Consider the following 15,051-nt stretch of genomic DNA (forward strand, 5'->3'; position numbering starts at 1 on the left):
TGCACTGCTCATCCCGGCCTCTTCGCGGCCACGCCCGCTCCCACAGGTACAGCGCCAATTCTGGTACAGGCAAAGAAAAAGCCCCGTATCCTCTCGGATACGGGGCTTTGAAGTTTCCACCCTTGGCGAGCACCCTTCGGCTTGTGGCCGGTGCCGCCCTCAGGCTTCGACTATCAGGCCAGCGCCTCGCGCGGCTTGCCGAGCATGCGGTCGCAGGCCACGGCGCCAACCAGGGTCACCACCGAAGGCACCAGCCAGGCCAGGCCCTGGTCGCTCAGCGGCAGGTGCGCCATGAAGTCCGGCAGCACGTGGGCAATGCTGCTGCCCTTGATCGCATCGACCATGCCGAACAGCAGCGACACCAGCATCACTGGCGCCAGGATGCGGGTTGGCGAGTTCCACAGGTCCTTCACGAAGCTCAGCCCGACCACCACGATGCACGGCGGGTAGATCGCGGTGAGCACCGGGATCGAGAACATGATCAGCTTGGTCAGACCGAGGTTGGAGATCAGCAGCGAGAAGCCCGCCAGGATCACCACCAGTGCGCGGTACGACAGCGGCAGGATCTGGCTGAAGTACTCGGCGCAGGCGCAGGTCAGGCCAACCGCGGTCACCAGGCAGGCCAGCGCAATCAGCACGGCGAGGAAGCCGCTGCCCAACGAGCCGAAGGTGTGCTGCACGTAGGCATGCAGTACCGCCGCACCGTTGGTGGCGTCAGCCGCGATTTCGTGGCTGGTGGCGCCCAGGCGGAACAGGCTGATGTACACCAGGGCCAGGCCGACACCGGCGATCAGGCCGGCAATGATGGCATAGCGGGTGATCAGCTTCGGCGACTCGACACCGCGCGAGCGGATGGCGTTGACGATGACGATACCGAACACCAGGGCACCCAGGGTGTCCATGGTCAGGTAACCATCGGAGAAGCCCTTGGAGAACGCCGCGGCAGCATAGGCCGGCTGCGCTTCACCAATGGTGCCGGCAGGCAGCGCGAAGGCAGCGATGCCCAGCACCGCCAGGGCGATGATCTTCAACGGCGCCAGGAAGCGGCCCACAGTGTCGAGCAGCTTGCCCGGGTACATGGACACGGCCAGTACCACCAGGAAGTACACGAGGCTGTAGATGAACAGCGCCAGCGGGCTTTCGCCGGTCAGCGGTGCAACACCCACTTCGAACGACACGGTCGCGGTACGCGGGGTGGCGAACAGCGGGCCGACCGACAGGTAGCACACGGCCGCCAGCAGGCCACCGAAGAACTTGCCGATGGGGCTGCTCAAGGCATCCATGCCGCCGCCGACCTTGGCCAGGGCAACCACGGTGATGACCGGCAGGCCCACGGCAGTAACCAGGAAGCCCAGGGCGGCCATCCACACGTGCGGACCAGACTGCAGGCCGACGATAGGCGGGAAGATGATATTGCCCGCGCCTACGAAAAGCGCAAACGTCATAAAGCCAAGTGCCAGAATGTCCTGGCCTTTTAAAACTTTCATTTAAGGTAGTACCACACTGCTGAAATCGGGATTCGAGAAGGGATTTCCCCATGGGGTGGGGGAAATGCTGCCCGGCTTGATAAGCCAGACCCGTTTAGCGTGTCGTTCCCTTTTGGGGGACGGGCACAGAGTGAGCGCGTAGGGTAACTGTTTTGTCACTTAAACGCACTGGCACAGTGCTGCTTGTCCGATGTGCGTATCTGTTTGTCGTCTGTGCAACCGGGACAGGGGGATTATCCTCGCATTGAAACTTTCGTCTGCGTGAAAAACCCTATCAAACCCATCGAAAAATCCTTGCTGACTGTACTGGCCTCTTCGCGGGTAAACCCGCTCCCATAGGTACTTCACAATGCTCAAGGTTAGTGATTTCCGGTGGGAGCGGGTTTACCCGCGAAGGGGCCGGCCCAGGAATACCCAAACCCCGGAAACGACAAAGGCCACCCGAAGGTGGCCTCTGTGCGCGTGGGGGGTGTAGCAGTATTACTTCTTGACTTCCCAGCCAGTCAGCTCGGCCAGGGCCTTGCCGATGTCAGCCAGGGAACGCACGGTCTTCACACCAGCGTCCTGCAGGGCGGCGAACTTCTCGTCCGCAGTGCCCTTGCCGCCGGAGATGATGGCGCCAGCGTGGCCCATGCGCTTGCCCGCAGGTGCAGTAACACCAGCGATGTAGGAAACGACAGGCTTGGTGACGTTGGCCTTGATGTAGGCCGCGGCTTCTTCTTCAGCCGAACCGCCGATCTCACCGATCATGACGATCGCTTCGGTCTTCGGGTCTTCCTGGAACAGCTTCAGGATGTCGATGAAGTTGGAGCCCGGGATCGGGTCACCGCCGATGCCGACGCAGGTCGACTGGCCGAAACCGGCGTCGGTGGTCTGCTTCACAGCTTCGTAGGTCAGGGTGCCGGAACGCGAAACGATACCGACTTTGCCTGGCAGGTGGATGTGGCCTGGCATGATGCCGATCTTGCACTCGCCCGGGGTGATGACACCTGGGCAGTTAGGGCCGATCAGGGTCACGCCCAGCTCGTCGCACTTGACCTTGGCATCCAGCATGTCCAGGGTAGGAATGCCTTCGGTGATGCACACGATCAGCTTGATGCCGCCGAAGGCAGCTTCCAGGATCGAGTCCTTGCAGAAAGGAGCCGGAACGTAGATGACCGAAGCGTCAGCGCCGGTAGCTTCTACAGCTTCTTTCACAGTGTTGAACACTGGCAGGCCCAGGTGGGTGGTGCCACCCTTGCCTGGGGTTACACCGCCGACCATCTTGGTGCCGTAGGCGATGGCCTGTTCGGAGTGGAAAGTACCCTGCGAGCCGGTGAAGCCCTGGCAGATGACTTTGGTGTCTTTATTGATCAGGACGCTCATTACTTGCCCTCCGCAGCTTTGACAACTTGTTGAGCAGCGTCGGTCAGGCTGGTTGCCGCAATGATGTTCAAACCGCTTTCTGCCAGTACTTTAGCGCCCAGTTCGGCGTTGTTGCCTTCAAGGCGAACGACGACCGGAACTTTGACGCCGACTTCTTTCACTGCACCGATGATGCCTTCGGCAATCATGTCGCAGCGAACGATGCCGCCGAAGATGTTGACCAGTACGGCCGCGACATTGCTGTCGGACAGAATGATCTTGAACGCTTCGGTAACGCGCTCTTTGGTAGCACCACCGCCAACGTCGAGGAAGTTGGCCGGCTTGCCGCCGTGCAGGTTGACGATGTCCATGGTACCCATGGCCAGGCCGGCACCGTTGACCATGCAGCCGATGTTGCCTTCGAGGGCAACGTAGTTCAGTTCGAACTTGGCAGCGTGGGCTTCACGGGCGTCGTCCTGCGACGGGTCGTGGAAGGTTTTCAGCTTCGGCTGACGGTACATGGCGTTGGCGTCGATGTTGATCTTGGCATCGAGGCAGTGCAGGTCGCCGTCGGCCTTGATCACCAGCGGGTTCACTTCCAGCAGGGCCAGATCGTGATCCTTGAACAGCTTGGCCAGACCCACGAAGATCTTGGCGAACTGTTGAACTTGCTTGCCTTCCAGGCCCAGCTGGAATGCCAGCTCGCGACCCTGGAACGGCTGAGCGCCGACCAGCGGGTCGATGGTGGCCTTGAGGATCTTCTCAGGCGTTTCGTGAGCGACTTTCTCGATGTCCACGCCACCTTCGGTGGAGGCCATGAACACGATACGGCGGCTCGAACGATCGACTACAGCGCCCAGGTACAGCTCTTTGGCGATGTCAGTGCAGGATTCGACCAGAATCTTGGAGACGGGTTGACCGTTGGCATCGGTCTGGTAGGTAACCAGATTCTTGCCCAACCACTGTGCAGCGAACGCCTTGGCGTCTTCTTTGCTGCGAACCAGCTTGACGCCGCCCGCTTTACCGCGACCACCGGCGTGAACCTGGGCTTTTACCACCCACTCGTTCCCGCCGATCTTGTCGCAGGCTTCTGCAGCTTGCTCAGGGGTATCGACAGCGAAACCCTTGGAAACTGGCAGGCCGTACTCAGCGAACAGCTGCTTACCCTGATACTCGTGAAGATTCATGCTTTTTACCGTCTTCGTTAGGTACTGCGCTTCGGCGCTGCGCCATCACTGGCGCCGCACCACCTGTGACCGTTGACCCCGGGTTTTCCCGTGTGATCCGGTCCGGCGGACTTTCCGCGGTGAGTCATGCACGCAAGACTCACGACGGGCAGCCCGCCGTGGTTTCTTATAATTAACGCTTCTTACGGTTGGCCACGTGAATGGCGCCGCCATTCACTGCCAGCGCTGCTTCATGCAACGCTTCGGACAGGGTCGGATGGCTGAAGACCATCATGCCCAGATCCTCGGCACTGGTGCCGAATTCCATTGCGATTGCGCCCTGCTGCACCAGTTCGGCAGCCGATGGGCCAATCACGTGTACACCCAGGACGCGGTCGGTCTTGGCATCGGCGATGACCTTGACGAAACCACCGGTGTCGTTGGCAGCCATCGCACGGCCGCTGGCCGCGAACGGGAAGGTGCCCACGTTAACCTCAACGCCCTCGGCCTTCAAGGCCTGTTCGGTCTTGCCGACCCACGCGATTTCCGGGTGGGTGTAGATGACCGACGGGATCAGGTCGTAGTTCATCTGGGCCTTGTGGCCCTTGATGCGCTCGACCACCATGATGCCCTCTTCCGAAGCCTTGTGGGCCAGCATCATGCCGCGCACCACGTCACCGATGGCGTAGACGCCCGGCACGCTGGTAGCGCAGTAGTCGTCGACGAAGATGTAGCCACGCTCGTCGATGGTCACGCCGCTGTCGGCAGCCAGCAGGTCAGTGGTCACCGGGCGACGGCCGACCGCGACGATCAGCTTGTCGAAGGTGATCTTCTGCTCGCCGTTGGCGTCGGTGTAGGTCACTTCGACTTCGTTGCCGTTGACTTTCGAGCCGGTGACGCGCGCGCCCAGCTTGATGTCCAGGCCTTGCTTGGTCAGGGTCTTCTGGGCTTCTTTCGACACTGCGGTGTCGGCAGCCATCAGGAAGGTGTCCAGGGCTTCCAGAACGGTGACTTCAGCACCCAGGCGAGCCCATACCGAGCCCAGTTCCAGGCCGATCACGCCAGCACCGATAACACCCAGGCGCTTCGGCACGGCCTGGAATTCCAGGGCGCCGGTGGAGTCGACGATGACGTTCTGGTCGACCGGAGCCGGCGGAATGTCGATCGGACGCGAGCCGGAAGCCAGAATCACGTTCTCGGCTTCGATGACTTCGGTGGTGCCGTCAGCCTTGGTCACTTCGACTTTCTTGCCTGCCAGCAGCTTGCCGTGGCCCTGGATCGAAGTTACGCCGTTGGCCTTGAACAGGGTGGCAACGCCACCGGTCAGGTTCTTGACGATGCCAGCCTTGCGGCCAACCATCGCGGCGACGTCCATCTTCACTTCGCCAGTGGAGATACCGTGGACGTTGAAGCTCTCTTTGGCTTCCTTGTACTTCCAGGAGCTGTCCAGCAGCGCCTTGGAAGGAATGCAACCTACGTTCAGGCAGGTGCCGCCCAGGGCCAGTTTGCCCTCGGCGTCGGTGTACTTCTCGATACAGGCAGTCTTCAGACCAAGTTGTGCGGCCTTGATGGCAGCCACATAGCCGCCAGGACCTGCACCAATCACCACTACGTCGAATTTCTGGGTCATAAAAGATTCCTTATCAGCTACAAGCTACAAGCCGCGGACCGCGCGGCATGGCTTCCTGCGAAGCCAGGGCCGGCACGGTACGCAGCCAGAGGGTTAGATGTCCAGCAGCAGGCGAGACGGATCTTCCAGCAGGTTCTTGATGGTGACCAGGAAGGTTACCGCTTCCTTGCCGTCGATCAGGCGGTGATCGTACGACAGCGCCAGGTACATCATCGGGCGAATCACTACCTGGCCATTGATGGCCATCGGGCGCTGGATGATGTTGTGCATGCCGAGAATAGCGGCCTGCGGCGGGTTGACGATCGGGGTCGACATCATCGAACCGAAGGTACCACCGTTGGTGATGGTGAAGGTGCCGCCGGTCATCTCTTCAATGGCCAGCTTGCCGTCACGGGCCTTCTTGCCGAAGGTGGCGATGCCGTTCTCGATTTCAGCCAGGCTCATCGACTCGGCGTTACGCAGTACCGGTACCACCAGGCCACGGTCGCTGGACACGGCAACGCCGACGTCGGCGTAGCCGTGGTAGACGATGTCGTTGCCGTCGATCGAGGCGTTGACAGCCGGGAAGCGCTTCAGGGCTTCGGTGGCAGCCTTGACGAAGAACGACATGAAGCCCAGGCGTACGCCGTTGTGGGTCTTCTCGAACAGGTCCTTGTACTTCGAACGCAGGGCCATGACTTCGGTCATGTCGACTTCGTTGAAGGTGGTCAGCATGGCCATGCTCGACTGGGCTTCGACCAGACGCTCGGCGATCTTGGCACGCAGGCGGGTCATCGGCACACGCTTCTCGGTGCGGTCGCCAGCGGCAACCACAACCGGGGCAGCAGCGGCAGCAGCGGCAGGCTTGGCAGCCGCAGCAGGCGCCGACTTCTTGTTGGCGACGGCAGCGACGACGTCTTCCTTGGTGATGCGACCACCTTTGCCAGTGCCGGCAACGGTAGCCAGGTCGATGCCGTTCTCTTCAGCCAGCTTGCGCGCGGCCGGGGCGGCAACCGGGTCGTCTTCGCCAGCGTCGGCAGCAGCGGCAGCCGGGGCAGCAGCGGCCGGGGCGGCAGCTGGTGCAGCGGCGGCAGCACCGCCTTCAACGATCGAACCCAGCACTTCGTCGGACAGGACGGTGTCGCCCTCGCCCTTGACGATGGCGCCCAGCACGCCATCGGCGGTGGCCAGCACTTCCAGGACGACCTTGTCGGTCTCGATGTCGACGATCAGCTCGTCACGCTTGACGGCATCGCCCGGCTGTTTGTGCCAGGTGGCAACGGTGCCATCGGCAACCGATTCCGGGAAGGTTGGGGCTTTGATCTCGATAGCCATTATCTGTGTTTCCTTAAATTCGGTTTCAGGTGCGCGAAGGCATTAAACAGTGAAGGCATCTTGCAGCAGTTTTTCCTGCTGCTCGGCGTGCTTCGATGCGTAACCACAGGCTGGCGCGGCGGAAGCGTCGCGGCCGGCGTACTCCAGGACCAGTGCCTTGTTGAGGCGGCCCAGGATACGGCGCATGTGGTGCTGGCTGCTGTACCAGGCGCCCTGGTTCATCGGCTCTTCCTGACACCAGACCGCATGCTTGAGGTTGGTGTAAGGCGCCAGGATTTCGACCAGGTCGTCCTCAGGGAACGGATACAGCTGCTCGATACGCACGATGGCGATGTCTTCGCGGCCTTCGGCACGGCGTTTTTCCAGCAGGTCGTAGTAAACCTTGCCGCCGCACAGGACCAGGCGCTCGACCTTGGCCGGATCGAGGCTGTCGATTTCCGGGATGACGGTCTGGAACGAACCTTCTGCCAGGTCTTCCAGGGTCGAGATGGCCAGCTTGTGGCGCAGCAGCGACTTCGGCGTCAGGACGATCAGCGGCTTGCGCAGCGGACGGATGACCTGGCGACGCAGCAGGTGGTAGATCTGGGCCGGGGTGGTCGGTACGCAGACCTGGATGTTGTGCTCGGCGCACAGCTGCAGGTAACGCTCCAGGCGCGCGGAGGAGTGCTCCGGGCCCTGCCCTTCATAACCGTGTGGCAGCAGCATGGTCAGACCGCACAGGCGGCCCCACTTGTGCTCGCCGCTGGTGATGAACTGGTCGATCACCACTTGCGCACCGTTGGCGAAGTCACCGAACTGGGCTTCCCAGATCACCAGCGCGTTCGGCGTGGTGGTCGAGTAGCCGTATTCGAAGGCCAGTACCGCTTCTTCCGACAGGAAGGAGTCGTACAGTTCGAATTGCGGCTGGCCCGGGAACAGGTTCTTCAGCGGTACGTAGGTGCTGGCGTCCTTCTGGTTGTGCAGCACCGCGTGACGGTGCGAGAAGGTGCCACGGCCGATGTCCTGACCGGTCATGCGGATCGGGTGACCTTCGAACTGCAGGGTGGCGTAGGCCATGGTCTCTGCATAACCCCAGTTGATCGGCAAGCCACCGGCCTGCATCTTCTGGCGATCTTCGTAGATCTTGGCGACCTGGCGCTGGACGACGAAGCCTTCCGGGATCTCCAGCAGCTTGGCCGACAGTTCCTGCAGGGTCTTGAGGTCGAAGCGGGTGTCGTGACGCGCGGTCCAGGCATGGCCCAGGTACGGACGCCAGTCGACGAACAGCTCGCGGTTCGGCTCCTTGACCAGGCTCTTCACCACGTGCAGGCCGTTGTCCAGCGCGCTGCGGTATTCGTCGATCTTGGCCTGGGCGCGCTCGGCATCGATGCGGCCGGCCTGGATCAGTGCCTCGGCGTACAATTCACGCGTCGTGCGCTGCTTGCTGATCTGCTGGTACATCAGAGGCTGGGTGCCGTTCGGCTCGTCGGCCTCGTTGTGGCCGCGGCGGCGGTAGCAGACCAGGTCGATGACCACGTCACGCTTGAACTGCATGCGGTAGTCGATGGCCAGCTGGGTCACGAACAGCACGGCTTCCGGGTCGTCGCCGTTCACGTGCAGGATCGGCGCCTGGATCATCTTGGCGACGTCGGTGGCGTACTCGGTGGAGCGCGCGTCCAGCGGGTTGCTGATGGTGAAACCAACCTGGTTGTTGATCACGATGTGCACGGTGCCGCCGGTCTTGAAACCGCGGGTCTGCGACATCTGGAAGGTTTCCATGACCACGCCCTGGCCGGCGAACGCTGCGTCGCCGTGGATCGAGATCGGCAGCACCTTGTCGCCAACGGTGTCGTTGCGGCGGTCCTGACGGGCGCGCACCGAACCCTCGACCACTGGCGAGACGATTTCCAGGTGGGACGGGTTGAACGCCATGGCCAGGTGCACTTCGCCGCCCGGGGTCATCACGTTCGAGGAGAAGCCCTGGTGATACTTCACGTCACCGGAGCCCAGCTCGTTCATCTTCTTGCCTTCGAACTCGTCGAACAGCTCGCGCGGGTTCTTGCCGAAGGTGTTGACCAGAACGTTCAGACGGCCACGGTGGGCCATGCCGATCACGACTTCCTTGGTGCCGTAGGAACCGGAACGCTGGATCATCTCGTCCAGCATCGGGATCAGGCTTTCGCCGCCCTCGAGGCCGAAACGCTTGGTGCCCGGGTACTTGGTGCCCAGGTATTTCTCAAGGCCTTCACCGGCGGTTACGCGCTCGAGCAAATGGGCCTGCACGTCAGCGGAAAACTCCGGACGGCCGCGCACGCTTTCCAGGCGCTGCTGGAACCAGCTGCGCTGCTCGGAATCGACGATGTGGGTGAACTCGGCGCCAATGGTGCGACAATATGTCTTCTGGAGCGCCTCGAAGATCTCGCGTAGGCTCGCCTCCTCTTTGCCGATGAACAGGTCGCCGGCACGGAAGGTCGTATCAAGATCGGCATTGGTCAAGCCGTAGTGATTGATCGACAGGTCTACGGGCGCAGGACGCTGCCACAACCCCAACGGGTCGAGCTTGGCAGCCTGATGGCCGCGCATACGATAGGCCTGGATCAGTCGCAGAACTTCAACCTGCTTCTTCTCGTGTTCACTGCTCACGCTCCCGGCGGATACCGGTTGGGCGCGGCGCTGGTTCTTTGCCAGCAGTACGAAATGGTCGCGGATTGTCGAGTGCGATACATCGGTAGCGGTGCTGCCGTCGGCGGGCAACTTCTGGAAGTAGGTGCGCCACTCTTCTGGCACAGCGTTAGGGTCGTGCAGGTAGAGCTCATAAAGCTCTTCCACATATGCAGCGTTACCACCTGAAAGGTGGGCGCTTTCCCACATGCGCTGCATCACGCTTTCTTGCATGCTTGGTCACCCTCGGTTAGGGGACTGATCGGCGAGAGCCACAGCAAACCTGGAAAAGTCCGAATACAGCGACTGAACCACGCCACTTGGATCCTGCTGATTTTCCGGGTACCAGCCCGGAAGCCCCTGCTGGTCTCATATCTTCATAGGTAATGAACGCAGGCTTTGTGGGCCCTTGTTCGGGTTTTACCGCAGTGCGGGCTCACCACCCGCACCTCGGCTTACTGCAGGTACAACACTTTGTATCAGGTACCGCTTTGCAGCAGCATGTTACGTACGTGGCCGATTGCCTTGGTCGGGTTCAGACCTTTCGGGCAAACGTTGACGCAGTTCATGATCCCGCGGCAGCGGAATACGCTGAACGGGTCATCCAGGGACGCCAGGCGCTCCTGGGTCTTGGTGTCACGGCTGTCGGCCAGGAAGCGATAGGCCTGCAGCAGTGCGGCGGGGCCCAGGAACTTGTCCGGGTTCCACCAGAACGATGGGCAGGAAGTCGAGCAGCAAGCGCACAGGATGCACTCGTACAGGCCGTCCAGCTTGTCGCGGTCTTCTGGCGACTGCAGGCGCTCGATGGCCGGCGCCGGGGTGTCGTTCTGCAGGTACGGCTTCACCTTCTCGTACTGCTTGTAGAAGATGCTCATGTCGACGACCAGGTCACGAATGACCGGCAGGCCCGGCAGCGGGCGCAGAACCAGCTTGTTGCCCTTCACCACTGCCGACAGCGGGGTGATGCAGGCCAGGCCGTTCTTGCCGTTCATGTTCATGCCGTCGGAACCGCAAACGCCTTCACGGCAGGAGCGACGGTACGAGAAACCTTCGTCCTTTTCCTTGATCAGCGCCAACACATCGAGAACCATCAGGTCCTTGCCGCCGGTATCGACGTCGAACGACTCCATTTTTGGCGCCGAGTCGGTGTCCGGGTTGTAACGATAAACTTCGACTTTCAACATAGCAGCCACCCTTAGTAAGTCCGGACTTTTGGTTCGAAGGCTGGAACAGTCTTCGGCGCAAAGTTGACGCCGCGCTTGGCAACGCGCTTCTCACCCGGGTAGTACAGGGTGTGGCACAGCCAGTTTTCGTCGTCACGGTCTTCGAAGTCTTCACGGGCGTGAGCGCCGCGGGACTCTTTACGGGCTTCGGCCGCGATGGCGGTAGCTTCGGCGACTTCCAGCAGGTTCTGCAGCTCCAGCGCTTCGATACGCGCAGTGTTGAAGGCCTGGGACTTGTCGTTGATCTTGACGTTGGCAATACGGTCACGCAGGCCGGCCAGCTGCTCGATACCCTTCTGCATGTATTCGCCAGTACGGAATACACCGAAGTAGTTCTGCATGCAGCTCTGCAGTTCGCGCTTGAGGCTGGCAACGTCTTCGCCAGTGGTACGCTCGTTGAGCTTGTTCAGGCGGTTCAGGGCAACATCGATATCGGTGTCGCTGGCGTCGCGGTATTCCACGCCGTCGGACAGCGATTTTTCCAGGTGCAGGCCAGCGGCACGACCGAATACCACCAGGTCGAGCAGCGAGTTGCCACCCAGACGGTTGGCACCGTGGACCGATACGCACGCCACTTCACCCACGGCGAACAGACCCGGGATGATGTGGTCCTTGCCTTCGGCGTCCATGGTGATGGCCTGGCCATGAATGTTGGTGGCAACGCCGCCCATCATGTAGTGGCAGGTCGGTACGACCGGAACCGGCGCGACCACCGGGTCGACGTGGGCGAAGGTCTTGGACAGTTCGCAGATACCTGGCAGGCGGCTGTGCAGCACTTCCTCGCCCAGGTGGTCCAGCTTCAGCAGTACGTGGTCCTTGTTCGGGCCCACGCCGTTGCCGGCGATGATTTCCTTGACCATGGAACGGGCAACCACGTCGCGGCCGGCCAGGTCTTTCGCGTTCGGCGCGTAACGCTCCATGAAGCGCTCGCCGTGGGCGTTGATCAGGTAGCCACCTTCACCGCGGCAACCTTCGGTAACCAGTACACCGGCGCCGGCGATGCCGGTCGGGTGGAACTGCCACATCTCGATGTCCTGCACCGGCACGCCTGCACGCAGCGCCATGCCGATACCGTCACCGGTGTTGATCAGGGCGTTGGTGGTGGAGGCGTAGATACGACCGGCACCGCCAGTGGCCAGAACGGTGGCCTTGGACTTGATGTACATGGTTTCGCCGGTTTCGATGCAGATCGCGATCACACCGACGAACGCGCCGTCCTGGTTCTTCACCAGGTCAACAGCGTAGTACTCGTTGAGGAAGGTAGTGCCGGCCTTCAGGTTGCCCTGGTACAGGGTGTGCAGCAGCGCGTGACCGGTACGGTCGGAAGCAGCACAGGTACGGGCGGCCTGGCCACCTTTACCGAAGTCCTTGGACTGGCCACCGAACGGACGCTGGTAGATGCGGCCGGTTTCGGTACGCGAGAACGGCAGGCCCATGTGGTCCAGCTCGAAGACCGCAGCCGGGCCTTCCTGACACATGTATTCGATAGCGTCCTGGTCACCGATGTAGTCGGAGCCTTTGACGGTATCGTACATGTGCCAGCGCCAGTCGTCGTTCGGGTCGGCCGAAGCGATGGCGCAGGTGATGCCGCCCTGGGCGGATACAGTGTGCGAACGGGTCGGGAAGACCTTGGTGACCACGGCAGTCTTGTGACCGCCTTGAGCCAGCTGCAGCGCAGCGCGCATGCCGGCACCGCCGCCACCGATGATGATGGCGTCGAAGGAAATGGTTGGAATGCTAGCCATGGATCAGATACCCCAGAGAATCTGCACACCCCAGACGAAGTAAGCGAACATCGCAACGCCGCATACCGCCTGGAACAGGAAACGAATCGCAGTTGCCGACTTGCCGAACGACATTGGCGTCAGGTAGTCGGTTGCAATGGTCCACATGCCGACCCAGGCGTGAGCGCCCAGGGCAACGAGGGCCAGCAGACTGAAGATCCGCATCGCGTTGTTGGAGAACAGACCATGCCACTGGGTGTAGTCGATGCCTGGGTGGGCGACCACGTAGCCGATCAGGAAGAGGAAGTAAGCCGCGAGAACGACCGCAGATACGCGCTGCGCCATCCAGTCATAGAGGCCCGAACGCGACAGGTTCGTGACATTGGTTACCATACCCAAACTCCCACCAGAACGATCAGCACCACGGAGATGACGATCACGATTTTCGAGCCCAGCTTGCCGCCTTCCAGCGTCTCACCGATACCCATGTCCATGATCAGGTGACGTACACCTGCCACGAGGTGATAAAGCAGGGCGGATAGCAGGCCCCAGGTCACGAATTTGGCCAGCGGGCTGGTCAGACACGCCTTCACCTCACCAAAGCCTTCCTCGGAACCCAGCGACTTGCCCAGTGCATAAAGCATGATGGCAAGGCCGAGGAACAGGATGACGCCGGAGATACGGTGCAGGATGGACGTGTACGCAGTGACGGGGAGCTTGATGGTCCTTAGGTCTAGGTTTACAGGTCGTTGGCTTTTCACGGCTTTTTTCACACTGAAGAGCCCCTAGCGAATCAGGGCAAAGTTGTTGGTAAGTGTACTGGTCAGGTACCCACCACCCAGGGAACGGCGACCCCCAGCAGTTCGGGCTTGCAAGCCCCTGGCGGTCGGGTTGCGAGTATAGACAGTTAGGCTGCTTATGACAACGTGAGGGGGTAGCCCAAATAGCGCATTGCCTTTAACGGACAAAAGGCGTAAATGGGCGAGAATTTCGTGAAAAATCAGGCCTCAATGCCTGTTTCAACAAGCCTTTAGGCAAATTGACATCTGAATTTATCCCTCTATAGTGGTGCGGGCCCTGCGTGGGGGGTCTGTCTGATGATTTCAAGCATTAATAGGAGGCCACATGGCTGACAAAAAAGCGCAGTTGGTCATCGAGGGCGCTGCCCCCGTCGAGCTGCCCATTTTAACCGGCACCGTTGGTCCTGATGTAATCGACGTCCGCGGGTTGGGGGCCACTGGTCACTTCACCTTCGACCCTGGTTTCATGGCGACTGCCTCGTGCGAGTCGAAGATCACCTACATTGACGGCGACAAAGGTATCCTGCTGCACCGCGGCTACCCGATCGAGCAGCTCGCTGAAAAATCCGACTACCTCGAAACCTGCTACCTGCTGCTCAACGGCGAACTGCCGAATGCCGAGCAGAAGGCCCAGTTCGTCAGCACCGTAAAGAACCACACCATGGTTCACGAGCAGCTGAAGTCCTTCTTCAACGGCTTCCGCCGCGACGCTCACCCGATGGCGGTGATGTGCGGCGTGGTCGGCGCCCTGTCGGCGTTCTATCACGACTCCCTGGACATCAATAACCCGCAACACCGCGAAATTTCCGCGGTGCGCCTGGTCGCCAAGATGCCGACCCTGGCCGCGATGGTTTACAAGTACTCCATGGGCCAGCCGATGATGTACCCGCGCAACGACCTGTCGTACGCGGAAAACTTCCTGCACATGATGTTCAACACCCCGTGCGAGATCAAACCGATCAGCCCGGTGCTGGCCAAGGCGATGGACCGGATCTTCATCCTCCACGCCGACCACGAGCAGAACGCCTCCACCTCCACCGTTCGTCTGGCCGGCTCGTCGGGTGCCAACCCGTTCGCCTGTATCGCCGCCGGTATCGCCGCACTGTGGGGCCCGGCCCACGGCGGTGCGAACGAAGCGGTCCTGACCATGCTCGATGAAATCGGCGATGTCTCGAACATCGACAAGTTCATCGCCAAGGCCAAGGACAAGAACGACCCGTTCAAGCTCATGGGCTTCGGTCACCGCGTGTACAAGAACCGCGACCCGCGCGCCACCGTGATGAAGCAGACCTGCGACGAAGTCCTGCGCGAGCTGGGCATCAAGAACGACCCGCAGCTGGAACTGGCCATGCGCCTGGAAGAGATCGCCCTGACCGATCCGTACTTCATCGAGCGCTCGCTGTACCCGAACGTCGACTTCTACTCGGGGATCATCCTCAAGGCAATCGGCATTCCGACCAGCATGTTCACCGTGATCTTCGCCCTGGCACGTACCGTGGGCTGGATCTCGCACTGGAAAGAAATGCTCTCCAGCCCGTACAAGATCGGCCGCCCGCGCCAGCTGTACACCGGCGAGCAGAAGCGCGACATCGTTGCGCTGCAGGACCGCAAGTAAGCTTCCATAGCCGAACGCAAAAAGGCTGCCCTCGGGCAGCCTTTTTTATTCCTCCTGTGCCGACCTCTTCGCGGGTAAACCCGCTCCCACAGGGTTCTCACAATCCTC

At 61.2% G+C, this 15,051-nt stretch carries 11 protein-coding genes; 1 reads left to right on the top strand and 10 read right to left on the bottom strand.

Annotation, left to right across the window (positions count from 1 at the left end):
- Positions 1-173: 173 nt before the first annotated feature.
- The 10 genes from brnQ to sdhC all read right to left on the bottom strand — a co-directional run bounded on the left by brnQ (position 174) and on the right by sdhC (position 13,301).
- Positions 174-1,487 (bottom strand): branched-chain amino acid transport system II carrier protein, encoded by a 1,314-nt coding sequence (brnQ, locus tag M2S36_RS03030; protein ID WP_015271095.1) that lies wholly within the window; start codon positions 1,485-1,487, stop codon positions 174-176.
- A gap of 480 nt (positions 1,488-1,967) precedes the next feature.
- A complete protein-coding gene (gene sucD / locus M2S36_RS03035; RefSeq protein WP_004376004.1) occupies positions 1,968-2,852 on the bottom strand; it encodes a succinate--CoA ligase subunit alpha in 885 nt (294 codons plus the stop codon).
- Positions 2,852-4,018, bottom strand: coding sequence for an ADP-forming succinate--CoA ligase subunit beta (sucC, locus tag M2S36_RS03040; protein ID WP_003254205.1), 1,167 nt, complete (start codon positions 4,016-4,018; stop codon positions 2,852-2,854). Before sucC ends, sucD begins: the two co-directional genes overlap by 1 nt.
- A gap of 172 nt (positions 4,019-4,190) precedes the next feature.
- Positions 4,191-5,627, bottom strand: a complete 1,437-nt coding sequence (gene lpdA / locus M2S36_RS03045) for a dihydrolipoyl dehydrogenase (RefSeq protein ID WP_013973439.1) — start codon at positions 5,625-5,627, stop codon at positions 4,191-4,193.
- Positions 5,628-5,720: 93 nt separating this feature from the next.
- Positions 5,721-6,941 carry a 2-oxoglutarate dehydrogenase complex dihydrolipoyllysine-residue succinyltransferase gene (gene odhB, locus M2S36_RS03050; RefSeq protein ID WP_063912716.1) on the bottom strand — a complete coding sequence of 407 codons (1,221 nt, stop codon included), beginning with the start codon at positions 6,939-6,941 and terminating at the stop codon, positions 5,721-5,723.
- Positions 6,942-6,983: 42 nt separating this feature from the next.
- On the bottom strand, positions 6,984-9,815 hold the full coding sequence (locus tag M2S36_RS03055; RefSeq protein ID WP_063912717.1) for a 2-oxoglutarate dehydrogenase E1 component: 2,832 nt from the start codon (positions 9,813-9,815) through the stop codon (positions 6,984-6,986).
- Between the two features lie 245 nt (positions 9,816-10,060).
- Positions 10,061-10,765: a succinate dehydrogenase iron-sulfur subunit gene (locus tag M2S36_RS03060; protein WP_063912718.1), complete on the bottom strand. Its 705-nt coding sequence runs from the start codon at positions 10,763-10,765 to the stop codon at positions 10,061-10,063.
- An 11-nt stretch (positions 10,766-10,776) separates the two neighbouring features.
- Positions 10,777-12,549 (bottom strand): succinate dehydrogenase flavoprotein subunit, encoded by a 1,773-nt coding sequence (gene sdhA, locus M2S36_RS03065; protein ID WP_063912719.1) that lies wholly within the window; start codon positions 12,547-12,549, stop codon positions 10,777-10,779.
- A gap of 3 nt (positions 12,550-12,552) precedes the next feature.
- Positions 12,553-12,921 (bottom strand): succinate dehydrogenase, hydrophobic membrane anchor protein, encoded by a 369-nt coding sequence (gene sdhD / locus M2S36_RS03070; protein ID WP_003254214.1) that lies wholly within the window; start codon positions 12,919-12,921, stop codon positions 12,553-12,555.
- On the bottom strand, positions 12,915-13,301 hold the full coding sequence (gene sdhC / locus M2S36_RS03075; protein WP_012315350.1) for a succinate dehydrogenase, cytochrome b556 subunit: 387 nt from the start codon (positions 13,299-13,301) through the stop codon (positions 12,915-12,917). Before sdhC ends, sdhD begins: the two co-directional genes overlap by 7 nt.
- Positions 13,302-13,653: 352 nt before the next feature.
- Between sdhC and gltA the strand changes: the two genes are divergently transcribed.
- Positions 13,654-14,943: a citrate synthase gene (gene gltA / locus M2S36_RS03080; protein WP_013973445.1), complete on the top strand. Its 1,290-nt coding sequence runs from the start codon at positions 13,654-13,656 to the stop codon at positions 14,941-14,943.
- The last annotated feature ends 108 nt before the right edge of the window (positions 14,944-15,051 follow it).

It is taken from the genome of Pseudomonas sp. SF2 (assembly GCF_036858055.1).
Taxonomy (GTDB): domain Bacteria; phylum Pseudomonadota; class Gammaproteobacteria; order Pseudomonadales; family Pseudomonadaceae; genus Aquipseudomonas.

Bases quoted from the DNA above. Each gene is read 5' to 3' on its own strand.
- sucD (WP_004376004.1), bottom strand. From the start codon at position 2,852: ATGAGCGTCCTGATCAATAAAGACACCAAAGTCATCTGCCAGGGCTTC.
- lpdA (WP_013973439.1), bottom strand. From the start codon at position 5,627: ATGACCCAGAAATTCGACGTAGTGGTGATTGGTGCAGGTCCTGGCGGC.
- sucC (WP_003254205.1), bottom strand. From the start codon at position 4,018: ATGAATCTTCACGAGTATCAGGGTAAGCAGCTGTTCGCTGAGTACGGC.
- M2S36_RS03055 (WP_063912717.1), bottom strand. From the start codon at position 9,815: ATGCAAGAAAGCGTGATGCAGCGCATGTGGGAAAGCGCCCACCTTTCA.
- sdhD (WP_003254214.1), bottom strand. From the start codon at position 12,921: ATGGTAACCAATGTCACGAACCTGTCGCGTTCGGGCCTCTATGACTGG.
- odhB (WP_063912716.1), bottom strand. From the start codon at position 6,941: ATGGCTATCGAGATCAAAGCCCCAACCTTCCCGGAATCGGTTGCCGAT.
- brnQ (WP_015271095.1), bottom strand. From the start codon at position 1,487: ATGAAAGTTTTAAAAGGCCAGGACATTCTGGCACTTGGCTTTATGACG.
- M2S36_RS03060 (WP_063912718.1), bottom strand. From the start codon at position 10,765: ATGTTGAAAGTCGAAGTTTATCGTTACAACCCGGACACCGACTCGGCG.
- gltA (WP_013973445.1), top strand. From the start codon at position 13,654: ATGGCTGACAAAAAAGCGCAGTTGGTCATCGAGGGCGCTGCCCCCGTC.
- sdhA (WP_063912719.1), bottom strand. From the start codon at position 12,549: ATGGCTAGCATTCCAACCATTTCCTTCGACGCCATCATCATCGGTGGC.